Genomic DNA, 17,885 nt, shown 5'->3' on the forward strand with positions numbered 1-17,885 from the left:
TCTGATCCGTAGCTTATGAGGACGTATCATTACTGAAAGTATTCTTAAAACAATAAAGCGGTGGCTTATCCGGAACAGACAAGCCACCGCTTTAATTTTCATTCATTTAACGTACCACCTGGGGATTATTTAATCGTAGGCGGGTTTGTCGATGTTTGGCTTGTCGTTCGGGTTACGATTGGGATTCATCACCCGCACGTTGTCGCCCGGCTCGTCGGGACCATCGGTATATTTATTTATCAGATCATCATTGGGCAGTTTCTCATCAGGTAAATCGCTGCCGGGTTGTTCACTGCCTATGTCACTGTGTCCTTCGGCCGACTGGTTTTCCAGTCCGTTGGAAGAAATGGCCTGTATGGCCCGGATGATGGCGTCTCTGTCTTCGCTTTCCATATCGTTTTGAAATTAAAAAAATTACTTTCTAACTATATTACTTTTCGGTCGTCAGAACCGTTTGACCCGCTGGATACAGAATCTCAGCGTTATCTTCGGCTGTGATGAAAATCTCCTGAGGCTTGGCAACCGTCGTTGTGCTTAAGGATGCTGTTAGTGTTTTGCCGGAAGGGTTTAACTGCCCCAGTTTCTTAACCGACCGGTCATTCTGCTTCATCCAAACCAAATAACTATTTTTCGGTGGTGTCAGGTTTTTTGATTCCGCCAGATTATGTACGTTCACTTTCAGGGTGTAATTCTCGTTTTTGTCTTTTTTTACATTAATGGTTCCACTCGCTGCTGGGACTACGGACGAAGTTGTAAAAGCCATTTTAGGGGTGCAGGCATTAAGGATAATACCGATCCCCAAACTTAGGATGATGTGTTTAATCGCTTTCATCTTGTTGAGTTATTTATTATACGTTGGTCTAACTAAAAATGCGTTATGTTTTGTGTTCCAACCGATCATTGACGTACAATTCCTCCACAATAATCATCAGAACCGCAATCAGCGGAGAAGCGAACAGGATACCGACCAGACCCACTAGAATGCCCATCAATACCTGCCCGAACAACAAAAGCGCTGGAGGTAGCGATACGAATTTTTTATCCAGTAAGGGGGTCAGTACGTAGCCTTCCAGCGACTGTACCCCCATGTAGAGGGCGAAAACGTATAGCAGGTACTCGGGGCCTTGGGGTAAGGCCACCAGCAGAGCAGGCACCAGCGCCAGGTAAGGACCCAGGTTGGGAATGAAGTTTAGCACACCAGCAACAATACCCAAGACAATAGCGAACGGAACGCCCAGCAGCCCCAGTCCGATTCCGGTCACTACGCCCACCACCGTCATGGTAATGGTTCGACTGATAAACCAGTTTTTCAGCGCTGAGTAACAGGTATCCATTACGTCGAGCAGCCGATTCCGATAAGACGGGTTGAACAACCGCACGAATCCCTTCCGATAAGTGCCGGGATTAAACGCTAAATAAATCCCAGTGATAATCACAATCAATACGTTAACCAGACCGCCCAGCGTACCCGAAAAAATACCCGTTAGCTCCGAAAGAACCCCTTTGCCTGGTCCACCTGAGGAAAGCAGATCGCTTGGATTTTCTGGAATGCCATCCAGTAATTTCCTGCCCCACTTGGTTTCCTGTAACGTCATTTTTAATTGATCGACCGATTTTGGCAGCGATTCGGCCAGGTCATTAGCTTGTTGGCTGACAGTTGGTGCCAACCCCCAGATTGTACCCCCGATCAGGCCGACCAGCAGGAGCAGGACAATAGCCACCGACAGCCCATATGACAATGGTGTTTTGTGCTGGATAAAATGAGCCATTGCGCTGATAATTACCGCGAACGTAATCCCGCCAAATACCAGAAAGAAAAAGCTGGCCGCGTAGCCAATCAGACAGAACAAGGCCGCTATCAGCAACGTAATTAAGGCCGCCGTAGCCACCCGACGCGTAAAAGAAGAGGTATGTTCCATTAATAAAAGACTGGGTATGACAACTGATTTTTATACGTAGCGAGCAGCTGGACATTCTGGCGAACGGTGTGCTAGAATAAGATTAGCGCATCATTGACGGTAAAGGGTGGTTCGTTTACCCGTGGCGGCTGGAGATAAGTCCATAGTAACAGCATAACATTGAGTGTAAAAGTTTACCGATGGCGGAAATCGGATCAGGCAGAATAAAGGCAGCCGTATAATGCCAACTTCTGTTTATTTTCTTCCTAAAAAAACCAGAAACTGTCCCGCAACTGAACTGTTACCGATCCCAGATAAGCATCGTTTGTATAAACGGACGCCCGATAGGTACCCGGCTCAAGCGTTACCGTCGGATGAAACCTGAAAGTTATTGGCTGTTTCGTCCCGTTGAACGTAAAGGTCTGTATGGCATCGACGGGTATCATCAGGTTGCCGGATGGCAGCTTAATAGTAGCCAGTGGTAACGGCCTCGCCGGTGATCGGCCCGACTCATGGACCAGGCTTAAGTAAACGTCTTTCGTACCCTCCAGACGTCGTTCGGCCGGTACTGTAAACGAGAGACTCAGCCCGTCTACTTTTTTGGCTTTCGCTGTTACTTTCTGGTTTGCTTTCAAGAGACTTACCTGGAAGGCATCTCCCGTAACCGCTGAGGTAGACACCATCGTTTTTAGTTTAGCGTCCCGTTGGTTGAGCGCCTGCTGCAAGTCCCTGTTTTGCTGACTGACTTCGCTTAACTGATCTACTTTTCCACGCATGAGGGTCAGTTGATTCGATAAACTGTCGCGCAGTTTCCCGGAGTCAACACCATTGTTTTCCGTTACGGCTGGAAACATTCGGTCAATGCGGGTACCTTCTAAAACGCCGAGCCGGTCGTAAGCCTTTGCTAATAAGTCATTCAACCCATTCAGTTGATCGGTTAACGAAGCGTTTTCCTGCTTAGCGTCAGCCAGTTGGCTACGTAGTTCGTCTAACTGCTCATTTAGCTGCGTTTTATCAGTTTGCGATGAGTCCGCCTGCGGTTTAGTCAGATCGCTATTACCATCGGGCTGGCGCGACTGACTCCAGTAATAAACGCCACCAAGGGCGAGCAGAAGCAGACCAAGTATCAGGAGAATTTTATTCGTTTTGGATGAATGCGCTTCTGTTTCCATAAAGCTGGCTTGTTAGTAAGAACTAGGTTAGGAGAGCCGTATACAATTCGGACGGAGAACTTACGTCAATAAGCGTGCAGCAATTTACCGGGAACTTTAGCGATTAGTCGAAGAGACTGTAAGAACGGGTGTGGGTTTGTAGAACATAACCAGGGTTCCCAAACGCTTGTTGGGGCCGGTGACGGGCGCCGACAGCTCATACGTGGTTTTATCGTTGAAGTAAACGTCCTGTTGCTGAAGCAAATAAGCCGGAAAGCGGCTGGCGAAACCAATTCCCTGATTTTTCTTATTAGTCGAGATCGTCACCTTCCCGGCCGGGTCAACCAGCAGGACTTCCTGAACACCTTTGTCTTTAACCAGCGTGTTGAAGTACTCGTTGATTTCGCCTGGCTTGTTCTGCAACAAGGCGTTACGTACTGCCCAGACGAACGTTTTCATGCCGAACGTCAGTTGCTGGCGGTCAACAGCGCGTTGATTTATCTGGACAGCACTGCGCAGGGATTCTCGCTCCTGGGTGTATTCCTTAGTCATTTGGATATTCTTGTATAGTAGATAGCCCACCCCAAGTACCAATAAAGTGAGTGCGCCATAAAGGGCAAGCGTCAGTCTGGAACTGGGCTTTGTTAGGCTGGTTTCGTGTTTTTTGTGTTGTTCGGTAGTCATAATTGTCATCGGGATGGTAACAATGCGGTCCGACGTAATTCAATCGTGAACGGTTACGTATCGTTAATAGTCGTTAGAAACAGACAAACAGACTGTTACAGCCTGATTAGTACTTAAATAACACCGGGCGACTTAGACTGAACTTAATAAAACCTTAGAATTTGGTTAGAATGAGGTTGAGGGCTAAACACTCCGGGAAACAAACGTAGCTACGTTTATGCGCCAACGCAGCTGCATGATCCCCAACGCGGAGAACTTCCGGAAACAGTGTATTTTTGCATTAACAGAACAAGTATGACAACGCTGGAGAAAAAAAGAAGCTGGTTGAAAAGATGGAGAACTACTGGCTAAAACCTCAATGAAATATAATGCGGTGTGGGAAGCCTTAGCTTAAGATGATTTATTTGACGAAAGCTGAGGTTATTGCCATTAATCATAATCAGGTTCATTTATTTGGCGGCAACTTTGTGCATGAAGAAAATCTGGATTATTTACTGGAAGCTGTACAAGCCGAAATGTTTGGTGAACCACTTTATCCAGAAATTCATCAGATAACAGACGTGTATTTATTCAACATAATCAGCAATCATATTTTTCAGGATGGCAACAAGCGTACTGGTTTACAGGCAGCGACTATCTTCCTGCAACTAAATCGATTTGATTTCAACGCTTCCGTCACGGACGAAATCTTAATCAATTTCACCCTCGCCGTAGCCTCAGCTGAGCACACGCTGGAAATCATGCAGGACTGGTTCATGGATCATCTTCAGACTGTAGTTTAGTTCGGTAGCGGCTTTTCCGCGTTACGTAGTTCGCGTTCCAAAAAATAGTTGAGCGCCGTTCGCAGTACGGCAATAGCCGCTAACCGACCAATGTCATTCAAGGTGGGGCCACCGCCGTTTTCAGTATGTCGGCGCCCAACTCCAGCTCTAAGGCCAGAACCAGCGAACGACCTAGTGATAACCGAATTTCTTCTTTAGGAACCATCAGGCTCCGGTCGGTTACGATCTCGTACAAAAAGTTTCCTAACGATCGCAGGGAGGCAATGGCAATGACGATAGCCGCACCGGCTTCAATCCAGCGGGCCAGCAGAAACGTAGCGGCTTTGATGAATCCTTCTATTAGATGAAGCCGGTCAGGACCAGGTTTCCATTAGTTTTTTATAGAGATCACGCACCTGATACTTTTCGTAATTAGTGTTCAGCGTCTGGTCGGCATAATCCATAAGCAGTTCGGCCTGTTGCTTTAGAATCGGCTTCCGGTCGTCGGAGCAAACCGCTTCGTTGACCAACGCCAGGGCTCTGAGCAATCGCCGGAGGACGGCGTGGTTGCCTTTCGCGTTGATACGTGGCAGATCGAAAGCCAGTCGGATATAGTCGTCAAAGTCCATGCTCCGCACCAGTACCCGCAAATGCTTTCCGTCGGAGCGCAGCCTGGCCGGAAACTCGCGCTGGGCCAGTTGTTCGCTAACGGCGCCCAGGTAATCGACAGCCATAATGGCGGTGGTTGTGTCGTTGATGCCGGGCGATAGCGCTTTCAGAGCGATGTCAACCAGTTGCTGAATGCCAAACGCTACGTCCTGCTCTACGTTCCGGTGCCGTCCGATACTAACGTAATCCATCAGATCAGCGGGCCAGTCAGCTTCCTCTGGATCAGGCCGTTCCATACCACTGCGAACGCTGAAAAGTACCGTGCCTTCGCCCACAAAGGCGCCCATTTCTTTCTCAACACGTAAAACGACCCGGTTTTTAGTCGCCCAGTTGAGTAAGCCATTCGTATTGATCAACTGCAAATAACCTGCCTGACTGGTATTGACTGGATGCCAGCCCGTTTGTCCATCGGTATATTCCAAAGCGGCTTTGGCCTTTTTAGGGTCATCAATCGGTTCACCAAACTGATCAGGGAACAACTCGGCGGTCGCTTTGCCCGTTTCATGAAAAATATGCTGAACAATCGTGCCGGTCTGGAGCGATTCGGCGATGTGATGAATAAAGAAGATCAGAGCCGCAACGCCACCCAACGCCAGCAGCAGGCCCGCCAGAACGGCGGTCGACGGTACAAACTTAACTTCGTCCGTTCCCCGAATGGTGCCCAGCACAATCAGGCAGTAGGCAAATACCCCAACGAAATAACCCATAACGACCTGATTGACGCGGTCGCGCATAAAGTTACGCAGCACTCTGGGCGAGTATTGGCTGCTTACCTGCGAAATAGTGGATAGCGTAAGCGAGAAGGCCAGTGCCGCTACGGTCAGCATGGAGCCCGAAATAGCTGACAACATTCCACGGGCGCCATCGGCCCCCGACGCAAACAGCAATGGGAATCGTTTTTCGCCATGCCAACTGGTATGGGCATCAAACTCAATCAGCCCATAGGCCAGCACGAAGGAGCCCAAGACCATCAGGCCTGGCACAAACCATAGTGATTCCTGCAATTGTTGCCAATACTGGCGAAATCGGGTTGGCATTTGAAAAAACGAAAGTCTACTGATCAAACCCGTCAGTTCCCGAATAGTTGGGATCGACTTGTAGCAGAGAAAAAAGTCGCTCGAAGGATTAAACGACTTCATAAAAGTGCAACTAACGACTATAAGGTATCAACTCTCAGCGAACAATCGGTCCTTTATTCACAACTCGCTGCAAAACCCGATTAACGGAGTAAACAACGCCGTTGGTGGCTCGGATATCGGCCTGTAGGATCTCGGCTACCGTACCCCGTCCGTCTTTTATCGTTATGCCATTCCCTTGTTTATGAACGACCAGGATTTGCCCGGTCAGGTTCGTTAAATTCTGGCCGTCTTTCAATTGATTAGACGTCAATCGGGCTTTCACGACGTGGTACGCCAAAAACTGGATAAGTCGTTGTTTGCTCGATGGCAGTAGCAATTCATTTAGCTCTCCATCCGGAAGTTCGGAGAACGCTGCATTCGTGGGCGCAAATACGGTATAGGGACCTTTCCCATTCGCCTGTTGCAGTAAACCCGATGCGTTCAGTAGCTGAAGTAACGTAGTGTGATCAGCCGATTTAGCTGCGCTGAGACCCAGACTGGTGCCGGTCTTTATGCCACTGGCTTTTAATATGGGACTATCCGGTGAATTGGTTTGGGCAAGGGTGGGTTTGGACAGAACCAGTAAGGACAGGCCAAAAAAGCCAAACAGGAGATGACTAGGTAATTTCATGACTGAACGTTGAGAAAAATGAGTTAATAGAAACAGAAGTGTTAACTACGTTTTAACCAGTATGCTACGGAATGGTTAATGTGCTCAGGATTCCCTCTACTGCCAGCCACCACCCAGCGCCCGGTACAAATCCGTCAGGGCTAAATACTGATTCTGTTTGGTATTGATCAGGGCTAGTTCGGCTTCCAATACGCTACGTTGCGCGGTAATCACTTCCAGATACGAAGCATAGCCGCTGGAAAACAGATCCTTCGATGTCGAAACGGCCTGTTGAAGCACCGACACTTCCTGCGCCTGTACGTCAGCGACCTGTCGGTAGTTTTCCACCCCACGCAGATTCGTCGTCACTTCGCTGAAACCATTTAGAATCGTCTGCCGATACCGGTACAGCAATTCGGTGGCCTGCGCCGTTGACTGGCGGTAGTTTCCCTTCAGAAAACGTCGGTTAAGGATTGGGGCCGTTAAGCCGCCCAGCAGCCCAGCCGCTATCGAAACGGGATTAAACAGGACCGCCGTTCGGAAAGCATTCAGGCCTACATACGCATTCAGATTCAGGCTGGGTAGAAATTCTGCTCGCGCTACCTCAACATCCACATGAGCCGCCTGCAACTCGAGTTCAGCCTGCTGGATGTCAGGTCGGCTAGTGAGCATCTGTGCCGGAATTCCAGTCAGCACCTGACCCGGTAATTCACGCACCTGAAGCGATTGACTCCGGATAATCGGTCCAGGATAACGGCCCAGTAGCCGATTCAACTGATTTTCGTTCTCGATGATCTGCTGACGAACCCGTCCCTGCCGACTGCGGGTATTAAGCAACTGAGCAGAAAATTGCTGCACGGCCAGTTCCGTTACCCGGCCTGCTTCTTTTTGAATGCGAACCAGCTCAAGCGCATTCTGCTGGAAATCGATGTTTTTCTGAATAATTTCCAGTTCATCGTCTAACGCCAGCAACGTGTAATAATACCGGGCGGCTTCAGCTACCAAGGACGTAATAACCGCATGCCGCCCTTTTTCGGAAGCCAGTAAGCGCAGATAAGCCGCTTTCTTCCGGTTGCGGAGTTTACCCCAGATGTCTACCTCCCACGTACTGCGGGCGCCCAGAAAATAATCGGGAGTAGGGTTTGGGATCCGTTCATTGCCCCGGATGTTCTCCGATAAGTTGGTATCAAAATTCCCTACGCCGTTCATGGAATATTTCCCATATCGGTCAACCCCCGCCGACGCTACGGCGTTTATCTGGGGCGCCAGAAACCCGCGATTGTATTCAAAAGCACCCCGGGCGGCTTCAATACGTTGTGTTGCGATAAGTAAGTCCAGATTTCTCGCCAGCGCTGTGTCGATGAGCTGAACCAGGCTTGGGTCGGCAAAGAAGGTGCGCCAGTTCTGGCTGGCAATACCCACTGAATCCGTATGGCCCGCAAAGGAAACTGGGATGGGCCGGGCAGTTGGCTGGAGCAGTGGTTTGGGTAACTGACAACTGCTCAGTAAGCCAATACTCAGCAGAAAGAAAACAGCTATACGAGATACCCCCAACCCCCTAAAGGGGAATCTGTACACAGCCTTTTTAGCCCCCTTTAGGGGGTTGGGGGTAGTTTTAGTTAATCTAGGAGTGAATAACGGTGCCATTGACGTGCGGTTGAGTGGATAAAGTAGCCGTTTTGGTGTCGGCCTTCTGAATGTTGTGGTTCTGGAATTCGTCATCCGCCGGTTTATTGGAACCGAACCGTTCGGCGAGTTTGGCAAAGAAAACGTACAGACCGGGCACAATGATCAGTCCGAACAACGTACCGGTGAACATCCCGCCAGCCGCTGCCGTCCCGATGGACCGGTTACCCAGCGCGCCCGCCCCCGATGCCATACAGAGCGGAATCAGCCCCGCGATAAAGGCGAACGAGGTCATCAGAATCGGACGTAATCGAGAGACGGCCCCTTCTACGGCAGCGTCCAGAATCGGGAGGCCTTCGCGCTGGCGCTGGCTGGCAAATTCAACGATCAGAATCGCGTTTTTACCCAGTAGCCCGATGAGCATCACCAGCGCCACCTGCGCGTAGATGTTGTTTTGCAGACCCATTATTTGCAGAAAGAAAAAAGAACCAAAGATGCCGGTCGGTAAGGACAGCAGAACGGAAAGGGGCAACAACAAGCTTTCGTACTGCGCCATCAGCAGGATATAGACGAACACCAGACAGATGGCAAAAATGTACAAGGCCTGGTTGCCCGATTCGACCTCTTCCCGCGACATGCCCGACCACTCGTAGCCGTAGCCTTTGGGCAACGTCTGAGCGGCCACCTCCTGAACAGCCCGAATCGCATCACCACTACTGTAGCCGGGGGTAGCATCCCCGTTGATCATCGCCGAGGTATACATGTTGTACCGGGTGATCTGCTCAGGACCGTAGACGCGTTCCAGCCGGATGAAATTGGAATAAGGAACCATTTCGCCCTGATCGTTTTTGACCCGCATGTTTAGCACATCTTCGGGTTTAGTCCGGTAGCTGGGCGCTGCCTGTACCATCACCTTATACATTTGCCCAAACCGGATAAAGTTGGATGCGTAATAGCTGCCCATCATCGTTTGCAGCGTACTCATGGCGTTGTCGATGGAGACCCCTTTCTGAGACGCTTTTTCCTGATCGACGTGCAGTAAATATTGCGGGAAACTCGGATCGAAACTGGTGAAGGCATCGCTGATTTCGGGGCGCTTTTTTAGAGCCGCAATAAAATTCTGGGCCACTTTCGCGGTTTCCGTAAGGTCGCCACTACGTCCCCGATCCAGCATACGCAGTTCAAATCCGCTTGAATTACCGAAGCCTGGAACGGTTGGTGGCGGGAAGAACTGAATCGTGGCATCGGTAATGGTTTTGGTTTTTTCTTCCAGCGTAGCAATCAACTCCTGCATCGACTCCTTACGCTCATCCCAGTGCTTGAGGTTAATCATACCCATGCCGTAGGAAGCCCCCGCGCCATCGGTCATCAGGCTATACCCCGCCAGCGTCGATACGTTTTCGACCGATTCCTGCTCGGAGGCAATCTTTTCAATGGCGTCCAGCACTTTTTCGGTTCGGTCGACAGTAGCGCCGACGGGGGTTGTTACGTTGACGTATATCATGCCCTGATCTTCGGTTGGAATGAACCCACTGGGCAGGATCATGCTAACGCCCCAGGTGCCGAGAATGAACAGCAATAACAGCCCCCACGTAATACTGCTTCGTTTCGCAATCCGACGTAGCAGGCTCTGGTATTTGCTCGCTAAAGCTTCGTACCCCCGATTGAACCGGGCAAAAAAACCACCAAGTAGTCCTTTTTTCTCGCCATGCACGGGACGGAGCAGAAGAGCGCACAACGCGGGTGTGAGTGTCAGGGCGTTAACGCCGGAAATAACAATGGCAATAGCCAGGGTGAGCGAAAATTGCCGATAGAAAATGCCGACCGGACCCGTCATGAACGCTACCGGAACAAACACGGCAGACATAACAAGGGTAATGGCCACAATGGCGCTGGCAATTTCTCCTATCGCTGCGAACGTAGCAGCCCGGGGCGATAAATGACTGCCATCGGCCCTTGGCTCTTCCATTTTGGCATGAACGGCCTCCACCACCACAATGGCGTTATCGACCACAATGCCGATGGCCAGTACCAGGGCAAACAGGGTCAGCAGATTGATGGAAAAGCCAATCGAACTCATAAAGGCGAACGTCCCAATCAGGGCCACCGGAACGGCCAGCGCGCAGATCAATGTGGAACGCCAGTCTTGTAAAAACAGAAACACAATTATAAACACCAACACAAACGCTTCCATCAGCGTACGGACAACTTCGTGGATAGATGCGTCCAGGAAGCGCGATACGTCGTAGGCGTAGTTATAGGTCATGCCTGCCGGAAATGAGCTTTCTTTCAATTCGGCCATCCGCGTTTTAACGGCTGCAATTACGTCGCTGGCATTGGAACCGGGCCGCTGTTTAAGCATGATCGACGCCGATGGGCGACCGTCGTTCTTGGATAATACGCCATAATCCAGTGAGCCAAACTCAACATCGGCCACATCTTTTAGTCGGAGCAACGACCCATCAGCGTTGGCGCGCAGAATAAGATTTTCGTATTGCGTTGGTTCAAAAAACTTACCCGTATAACGGAGTACGTATTGCAGCGTCTGGGGAGCCTGATCGGCACTTTCGCCCGCTTTACCAGGGGCAGCTTCGACATTCTGCTTGCGAATCCCGGCCACTACTTCGTCGGGTGAGATGTCGTAGGCCGTCATTCGGTCGGGTTTGAGCCATACCCGCATGGAATAATCGCGGCTACCCATTATGGCGGCAAAACCAACGCCGTCGATCCGCTTCAGCTCGGCCAGTACGTTGATGTCGGCAAAATTATAAATGAACTTTTCGTCTACTTTAGGGTCGTCGCTGACGATGTTGAGGTACAGCAGCATACTGTTCACTTCCTTTTCTGTCACGACCCCCGCTTTAATCACTTCTTCGGGTAGTTCGTCCATCACCGTTGTCACGCGGTTCTGCACGTTCACGGCTGCCAGATCAGGATCCGTACCGACTTTAAAGAAGACGGTGATCAGCGTAGTGCCGTCATTTCCTGAAATCGAGGTCATGTAGGTCATATTCGGCACCCCATTGATGGCTCGTTCGAGTGGTGTAGCCACGGCCTTTACGCACACATCGGCGCTGGCTCCCGTGTATTTGGTCGTTACTGTCACTGAAGGCGGCACAATGTCGGGAAACTGCGTAACAGGCAGCCCGGTCAGGGCCAGTACGCCCATCAGAACAATCAGAACGGAGATAGCCGTGGAAAGTAAGGGCCTTTTTATGAAGGTGTTAAACATAATTGCTGGAGGAATGGATAATGAATAATTGGCTACTGGTTGACTATCAATCAGTTATCTTCGTTCATTCTACATTATCCGGTCTACACTATTCATTTCTAATTAGCGAGCCAAGGCGTACATAGCTTGTAAACTCTTGGTAGGTAACGCTTTAGGGGAAATTGTCATGCCGTCTTTGAGGCTTTGGATACCTTCATAGACGATTCGGTCGCCTGGCTTAAGACCCGACTGAACGATGTACAGCTGATCGACCCGGCTACTGGGAACAAAATTTTGGACTTTAACTTTGTTGTTCGCATCAACTATGTAGACGAAGTTTTTGTCCTGGACTTCAAAGACAGCTTTCTGTGGTACCAGCAAGGCATCGTCTACATCAGTAGTCAGACGGATTTTACCCGTAGCACCGTGCCGAAGCAGTCGTTTCGGATTCGGGAACGTGGCTCGGAAGGCAATCGTACCGGAGTTGTCTTCAAATTCAGTTTCGGTGGTTTCTATTTTCCCTTTGTATGGATAAGTCGAATCGTCAGCCAAGAGCAGCTCAACTTCCCGAACCGTTGTTTTTTCGGGATGGCGCCGTTTTTTGATGAAAGACAGGTATTCCTTCTCCGATACGTTAAAATACGCGTACATCTCGCGAAGGTCGGAGATCGAGGTTAGCAGGGCACCTTCGTCAATCAGACTGCCCCGCTTAAACGGGATTCGGTTGATAACCCCATCGAAGGGCGCCCGAATACTGGTCAACGATACGTGAAACCGAGCTTTTGTTAAGGCCGCTTTAGCCCCGTTAATAGCAGAACGGGCAGTGGCCATTTTGGCTTTGGCAAGTTTTAGCTCGGATGGCGATATGACATTTTTATCGACCAGTAGTTTCACCCGTCCCATTTCCACCTCAGCAGATTGTTCATCGGCTATCGCACTTTCCAGACTCGACTGGGCCCGGTCTACTTCGACCTGATATTCGGTTAGGTTAAGCTGAAAAAGCAACTGACCTTTATGAACGGGCTGCCCTTCATCAACCAAAATTTTATCGAGATAACCCGCCACGCGGGCACGAACCTCTACGTTTTGTACTGCTTCGAGGTTACTGGCATAATCGTGGTCGAGGGTTGCGTCCTGATTTATGAGTTGAATAACCGGGAGCGTTGGGGGGGGGCTTCCTGCTTTTTTTCGCTTTTCGCTGAGCAGGAGGCCAGCAGCGCGCTGATGAGCAGGGCAAGTATACCTGAATAGGAATGCATAGAGAATATTGGTCTGAACGATGAATAGGTAGCGATAAAAACAGTAACCTGACAAGCCGACTACGTTAGCTACCTGTGCAAATACGCCCGCACAAGTAAAGACCAGCTTAGAAAATTCTTAGAATTTGCTTAGAAGTGGAGAGCATGGAGTGATTCGACTTAAAAAAGCACAAAAAATTTCTTCGTTTGACTGTTGCTGGCGATAGGCTCTGGGTAAATTAAAAACCGCTACCAGGAATCAGAGCCCCGGTAGCGGTATGAACATCAGACATATTCAACTACGAAAAAAATGCTATTGATCGACCGTATCGGTTTCCGGTGCGGCAATTTTTGCCAGATCTTTATTCTCAGGGAAGAACGACAGCCCTTTCTGAAGCCACTCGTTTCGGGCGCTGGCATCTTTAGTAACCAGTTCGTTATAGGAAATCAGGTACTTGAAGGCCAGGATCAAATCTTTTTTGTAGCGGGTCCGCTCGTCAGGTTTATCGGCCACCAGACTGATGAACTGCTCAAAATAAGGTTTCGCTTTGCCATTACGTACAGCTTCTTCTGGCGCATAGGCATAATAGTGTGCCTTGGCCCGGTATAGTATAGTCGGCGCGTATTCAGGTGAGGCTTTCTGTGCCAGGGCCAGGGCCGAGTCGGCCAGCGCAAAGCGGACGGTATCGCGGACCAGTTTCCCTGCACTATCGCGCTGAAAACCGAGTGTATAATTGCTCATGCCGTAGCGGAATAAATCCTGCACGTCAGCTTTGAACCCGTGTTTGGCCGCCGAATCAAGGGCCGCTACAGCCTGTGGGTGTTTCTTGGCCCGGTAATAATATTTGGCAATGTCGCTGTATAGATTCTCCGTCGTATCGAAGGGGGCCGCTTTGGTCAGGTTCAGGATGCCCAGCGAATCGTTTATGGCTTTGAGCGAATCGCTGCCGGTGTTGTCGATGCCTAAATACGCATTGCCCAGGTATTTGTAATCATCGGGCATCGCTTTGTCGGGCGCTTTCTCCAGGAACGTCGTAATATTCTGAATTGCTTTCTGCGGCTCCTTCAGTGACGAGTAGGCCCAACCTTCGATCCGGTACACAATGGGGTTTTGCGCCAAAGCCGTGCGGTTGCTGTCGATCAGATTGACGGTACGCTGGTAGTCTTTGGCCAGGAAATGAAACTGAGCCTGCCGTAGCAGGGTTTCCTGCCGCTTATCATTCGATACGTTTACGTACTGGTCAATGTAATTGGCGGCCTCTTTGTAGCGATTGACCAGAAAATAAAGTTCAGCCAGTTGATTATAGGCCGGTGCATAATTCTGATTGGCCTCAATGGCTTTTTTGTAATTCTCGACAGCCAGGTTCAGGTTACGGCCCTGCCAGTAAATATCACCAATACGTTGGTACACCCGCGACGCATTCATACCCAGTTCGAGCGCACTTTCGTAGCGCGTTACGGCTGTACCGGCGTCATTGTTCAGGTAGTATGCATCGCCCAGTGCCAGTTGAACAGCCGGGTTTTTCTTGTCCCGCTCGGTAGCCCGGTTTAGGTAATCAATAGCTTTAGCCGCGTTGACGACTTTCGGGTAAATCGGCTTAATCGACCCATTACCTGGGGTTAAATAACCCGTATAAGCTTCGCCAATTCGGAATAAAATCTCCGCGTTTTTGCCTTTACTTTTTGCGACCACCTCATCAAGTTTTGGGCCAGCATTCGTCATATCATTTTTAACAAGATACGTAATGGCAGAACCCGTTTGATTAAGAGGAATCCGTTTTTCGTCCAGTGGAATACCCTTAAAAAACCAGATACGGGCTGAATCTGGCTGACCTGCCCGCAGGTACCCGTAACCGGCGTCGAAATACGTTTGTACGGATGGGTTTTGTTGCGCATTGCGAACCAGTGTCGCTTTTGCTTCATCGAAACGGCCCAGGTTCATCAGGGTATTCGCATCGGGTGTGGGCACTTGCGCTAAAGTAGCCCCCGCCAAACCCGAGAGAAATAAAATTGTCAGTTGCGTTTTCATGCTGTGCTTCGGTTTAGTTGTCCTCTACCAGCTTATTCAGCCGGTTGGGGAGTGTATGCAACTTATCACACAGACCTAAGAGCGAACTTAAAGATTGCTTAGAATTGGCTTAGAAAAAGATGGATAACAGCACATGAAAAGATTACGTAATGACCTGCTCCGCCTGAAAGCCCGCTTTCTGGATAGCCTGCTCTATTAGACTGGCAATCCGATTGTCAATGGTTTGTACGGTTAGTAATTTGTCAGCTGAGTCAGTATCTATATTCCATCCGTTAACCTGCTCTATATCATTCAGCGGTAACGTAACAGCAGCGACGTCATCGCTCGTTTTGATGTTTGTCTTAAAATTTAGTGTTTCCATAAAATCAACTTGATTCGTTCGTTTTCCGTTAACTAAAAGAACCAGAAACTGTCCCGCAATCGAAATTCGACGGCACCCAGGTATGCATCCTTTGTGAAGACAGACGCTCGGTAAATGCCCGGCTTAATGGCCCTTTCAGGACTAACAGTAAAGAAAACACGCTGCGGGTTGCGGGCGAAATTTACCGCCTGCGTTGCATGAACCGGAATAACTTCGTTTACATCCGGTAACGTAACCGTCGCTGTATGGAGCGCTGGCATCATTGGTTTCTGCTGGTCGTCGGTTAAACTCAGATAAACCTCCTGCATACCCTCCAGTTTCAGCACAGAGGGTATATTGAGTGAAATGGTCAGCGTATTCGCTTTCTTTGCTTTAGCTGTCATTTTTTTATTCGACTTGCTAACTTCAACCAGGAAAGCATCGCCCGTGATGGCCGAGCGTGGTGCCATTGTCAGCAGCCGGGCGTCCATAAGGTTCTGCTGTTGCTGTTGTTCTTTTTGCTGCTTCAGCAGTAAGGCATTCGATTGGCTTTGCCAGTTAATCTTGTCGTACATCGCCACCATCTGATTCTCCAGACTATCCCGGACGGTCGATAAGCGGCCAAAGTTTTGATTCAGGTTCCGAATGGTACGCGATTGGTCTGTCGTCATTTGGCGTAACGTATTCACAACCTGATTGCGCTGGGCCAGCTGTTCATGGAGATTATCAATACGTTTGGTCAAATAGTCTTTATCGTCAGCGGCAGTCTCCAGTTGTGTTTTCAAATCGCGCTTATCACTTTCAAGCTGAAATTTAACGGATAATAATGAATCCGCCCGTTGTTCGGCCTGGTTGTAGTGGTTGGTCAGGGTGCGGTTGTTGTGCCAGTAAAGACCTCCGGCCAGTCCCACGCCGATCAGTGCGGCTAGCACCCAGGCTAGGGTTGTGGGGTTACGTTCCGTTGTTTCCATGTACGTAATGGTTTATAAGTTCATGTGTGATGAAAGCAAAGGTGACGTCTACTGGTTATAAAGGCCTTAAAGAGTTCTTAGAATTTGCTTAGACTTTAGCCTTGCCTTAATCTTCTGTTAACTCCTTGCGTTATCTAGTCAAATCCGTTAAAACTTCACGGTATGGCCAACCGATTTTCCCGATATGCGCAGGTACTGGCCTGGATGGATCAACAGGTTATTAAGCGACTCTACACCGAACGTGTCCGTCGGATTATTCTCCAGAGTATGCCGTTCTGGGTGGCCTCCCTGCTGACCGGACTGGTCGCCGTAGGCTACGAAGAGCTTTTTGTGTGGGCAGAGCAGATCAGTTTTTCCTGGATTCAGGCGCATTCTTATTTAACGTTTATTACCACACCCATAGCTTTCCTGATTGCCTGGCTGCTGGTTGCCAAACTGGCCCCCGCTGCCCGTGGAAGTGGTATTCCGCAGGTAATGGCTGGTATCGAGTTGTCAAATCCGACAACGCATGGACGTATTGGCTATCTGCTGAGTCTTCGGGTTGCCGTTGTTAAAATACTAAGTAGCGTCGTTTTGCTGGTCGGCGGGGGGTCATTGGCCGGGAAGGGCCGACCATACAGATTTCAGCAGCTATTTTTCGGGCGATTAACCGACTGCAACCGGCAGGGTGGCCACGATTATCCCGGCAGATTGCGCTGGTCACGGGTGGAGCGGCTGGTCTGGCGGCCGCCTTTAACACGCCCCTGGGTGGTATCGTCTTCGTCGTAGAAGAGCTTACCCAGACGCACATCACCCGTTTCAGGACGGCGGTTTTCACGGCGGTTATTATTGCCGGTATGACCGCCCAGGCCATTCAGGGGCCTTATCTGTATCTGGGTTTCCCAAAAGTTACCGCTTCGACGGGCTGGGTACTGGGCGTGGTTGTGCTGGTAGCCATCTTTTGCGGTTTGGCAGGGGCTCTGTTTGCCAACGCTTTGCTGTGGTTGAATGCTTACCGCCGACGATTTCGAACCTTGTCTGAACAGGCGGTATGGGTAGCTGGCTGTGGTTTACTGTTAGCTGGTTTTGCGGCTATGATTGGTACCGACGCTGTCGGAACAGGCAAACCCATTATTAATCGGCTATTGTTTCAAAATGATCACCTGACGCCCTGGTATCTCTTCCCGGTTCGATTTGTCGGGATGGCGCTCAGTTACAGCGGAGGGGCTGCGGGCGGCATTTTTGCCACGTCGTTGAGCGCTGGCGCTATCCTGGGAGATGGACTTTCCCGCCTGATACAGGTTGCCCCTGGCGATACGAACTTAATCATTCTGGTGAGTATGGTTAGTTTTCTGACAGGCGTTGTCCGCTCACCGTTTACGGCGGCCATTCTGGTGCTGGAAATGACGGATCGGCATTCCGCTATTTTTCAGCTTTTACTAGGCGGTCTAATGGCGCAGGGCGCGGCCTCGCTGGTTGATCCCGTATCGTTTTATGAACATTTAAAAACGGGCTTCGTTCGCGAAACGATGGCGCAAGCGGTTACCGATAAACCTGAAAAGCCAGAACTACAAACAAACTAGAACCTCAAATACAGCCA

General features: G+C 49.9%; 13 protein-coding genes and 3 pseudogenes. 2 read left to right on the forward strand and 14 right to left on the reverse strand.

All coding sequences use genetic code 11. The annotated features are described in order from the left end of the window. Positions 1-129: 129 nt before the first annotated feature. The 5 genes from LN737_RS16180 to LN737_RS16200 form a co-directional block, all read right to left on the reverse strand. A complete protein-coding gene (locus LN737_RS16180) occupies positions 130-393 on the reverse strand; it encodes a hypothetical protein (protein WP_405510825.1) in 264 nt (87 codons plus the stop codon). 37 nt (positions 394-430) lie between these two features. Continuing rightward, positions 431-832, reverse strand: coding sequence for a hypothetical protein (locus tag LN737_RS16185; protein ID WP_405510826.1), 402 nt, complete (start codon positions 830-832; stop codon positions 431-433). A 43-nt stretch (positions 833-875) separates the two neighbouring features. Beyond that, complete coding sequence (locus LN737_RS16190) at positions 876-1,919, reverse strand: AI-2E family transporter (RefSeq protein WP_405510827.1); 1,044 nt, start codon at positions 1,917-1,919, stop codon at positions 876-878. Positions 1,920-2,164: 245 nt separating this feature from the next. Further along, the gene (locus LN737_RS16195) at positions 2,165-3,070 is read right to left on the reverse strand and encodes a hypothetical protein (RefSeq protein ID WP_405510828.1); all 906 of its coding nucleotides are present in this window, start codon (positions 3,068-3,070) and stop codon (positions 2,165-2,167) included. Between the two features lie 96 nt (positions 3,071-3,166). Next, positions 3,167-3,733 (reverse strand): hypothetical protein, encoded by a 567-nt coding sequence (locus LN737_RS16200; protein WP_405510829.1) that lies wholly within the window; start codon positions 3,731-3,733, stop codon positions 3,167-3,169. A 395-nt stretch (positions 3,734-4,128) separates the two neighbouring features. Between LN737_RS16200 and LN737_RS16205 the strand changes: the two genes are divergently transcribed. Continuing rightward, entirely contained in the window at positions 4,129-4,515 is a 387-nt protein-coding gene (locus LN737_RS16205) for a type II toxin-antitoxin system death-on-curing family toxin (protein WP_405510830.1), read from the forward strand. Here the strand turns inward: LN737_RS16205 and LN737_RS16210 are convergent. The 9 genes and pseudogenes from LN737_RS16210 to LN737_RS16250 form a co-directional block, all read right to left on the reverse strand. Beyond that, positions 4,512-4,720 (reverse strand): annotated as a pseudogene (locus tag LN737_RS16210) (DUF1622 domain-containing protein). The gene LN737_RS16205 and the pseudogene LN737_RS16210 overlap by 4 nt on opposite strands. A gap of 148 nt (positions 4,721-4,868) precedes the next feature. Beyond that, entirely contained in the window at positions 4,869-6,302 is a 1,434-nt protein-coding gene (locus LN737_RS16215) for a DUF2254 domain-containing protein (protein WP_405510831.1), read from the reverse strand. A 34-nt stretch (positions 6,303-6,336) separates the two neighbouring features. Continuing rightward, the gene (locus tag LN737_RS16220; protein WP_405510833.1) at positions 6,337-6,912 is read right to left on the reverse strand and encodes a fasciclin domain-containing protein; all 576 of its coding nucleotides are present in this window, start codon (positions 6,910-6,912) and stop codon (positions 6,337-6,339) included. 96 nt (positions 6,913-7,008) lie between these two features. Beyond that, positions 7,009-8,445, reverse strand: coding sequence for a TolC family protein (locus LN737_RS16225; RefSeq protein WP_405510834.1), 1,437 nt, complete (start codon positions 8,443-8,445; stop codon positions 7,009-7,011). Positions 8,446-8,515: 70 nt separating this feature from the next. Further along, on the reverse strand, positions 8,516-11,749 hold the full coding sequence (locus LN737_RS16230) for an efflux RND transporter permease subunit (protein WP_405510835.1): 3,234 nt from the start codon (positions 11,747-11,749) through the stop codon (positions 8,516-8,518). 102 nt (positions 11,750-11,851) lie between these two features. Beyond that, positions 11,852-12,987, reverse strand: a pseudogene (locus LN737_RS16235) (efflux RND transporter periplasmic adaptor subunit). Between the two features lie 292 nt (positions 12,988-13,279). Next, positions 13,280-14,995 carry a lipopolysaccharide assembly protein LapB gene (locus LN737_RS16240; protein ID WP_405510836.1) on the reverse strand — a complete coding sequence of 572 codons (1,716 nt, stop codon included), beginning with the start codon at positions 14,993-14,995 and terminating at the stop codon, positions 13,280-13,282. 142 nt (positions 14,996-15,137) lie between these two features. After that, positions 15,138-15,356, reverse strand: coding sequence for a copper chaperone (locus LN737_RS16245; RefSeq protein ID WP_405510837.1), 219 nt, complete (start codon positions 15,354-15,356; stop codon positions 15,138-15,140). 32 nt (positions 15,357-15,388) lie between these two features. After that, positions 15,389-16,306, reverse strand: a complete 918-nt coding sequence (locus tag LN737_RS16250) for a hypothetical protein (protein ID WP_405510838.1) — start codon at positions 16,304-16,306, stop codon at positions 15,389-15,391. Between the two features lie 267 nt (positions 16,307-16,573). On the opposite strand from LN737_RS16250, the pseudogene LN737_RS16255 reads away from it, so the two are divergent. Continuing rightward, positions 16,574-17,868: pseudogene (locus tag LN737_RS16255) on the forward strand (chloride channel protein). Positions 17,869-17,885 lie beyond the last annotated feature (17 nt).

Source organism: Spirosoma sp. KNUC1025, assembly GCF_045160025.1.
Taxonomy (GTDB): domain Bacteria; phylum Bacteroidota; class Bacteroidia; order Cytophagales; family Spirosomataceae; genus Spirosoma.

Bases quoted from the DNA above. Each gene is read 5' to 3' on its own strand.
- LN737_RS16180 (WP_405510825.1), bottom strand. From the start codon at position 393: ATGGAAAGCGAAGACAGAGACGCCATCATCCGGGCCATACAGGCCATT.
- LN737_RS16185 (WP_405510826.1), bottom strand. From the start codon at position 832: ATGAAAGCGATTAAACACATCATCCTAAGTTTGGGGATCGGTATTATC.
- LN737_RS16190 (WP_405510827.1), bottom strand. From the start codon at position 1,919: ATGGAACATACCTCTTCTTTTACGCGTCGGGTGGCTACGGCGGCCTTA.
- LN737_RS16195 (WP_405510828.1), bottom strand. From the start codon at position 3,070: ATGGAAACAGAAGCGCATTCATCCAAAACGAATAAAATTCTCCTGATA.
- LN737_RS16200 (WP_405510829.1), bottom strand. From the start codon at position 3,733: ATGACTACCGAACAACACAAAAAACACGAAACCAGCCTAACAAAGCCC.
- LN737_RS16205 (WP_405510830.1), top strand. From the start codon at position 4,129: ATGATTTATTTGACGAAAGCTGAGGTTATTGCCATTAATCATAATCAG.
- LN737_RS16215 (WP_405510831.1), bottom strand. From the start codon at position 6,302: ATGAAGTCGTTTAATCCTTCGAGCGACTTTTTTCTCTGCTACAAGTCG.
- LN737_RS16220 (WP_405510833.1), bottom strand. From the start codon at position 6,912: ATGAAATTACCTAGTCATCTCCTGTTTGGCTTTTTTGGCCTGTCCTTA.
- LN737_RS16230 (WP_405510835.1), bottom strand. From the start codon at position 11,749: ATGTTTAACACCTTCATAAAAAGGCCCTTACTTTCCACGGCTATCTCC.
- LN737_RS16240 (WP_405510836.1), bottom strand. From the start codon at position 14,995: ATGAAAACGCAACTGACAATTTTATTTCTCTCGGGTTTGGCGGGGGCT.
- LN737_RS16245 (WP_405510837.1), bottom strand. From the start codon at position 15,356: ATGGAAACACTAAATTTTAAGACAAACATCAAAACGAGCGATGACGTC.
- LN737_RS16250 (WP_405510838.1), bottom strand. From the start codon at position 16,306: ATGGAAACAACGGAACGTAACCCCACAACCCTAGCCTGGGTGCTAGCC.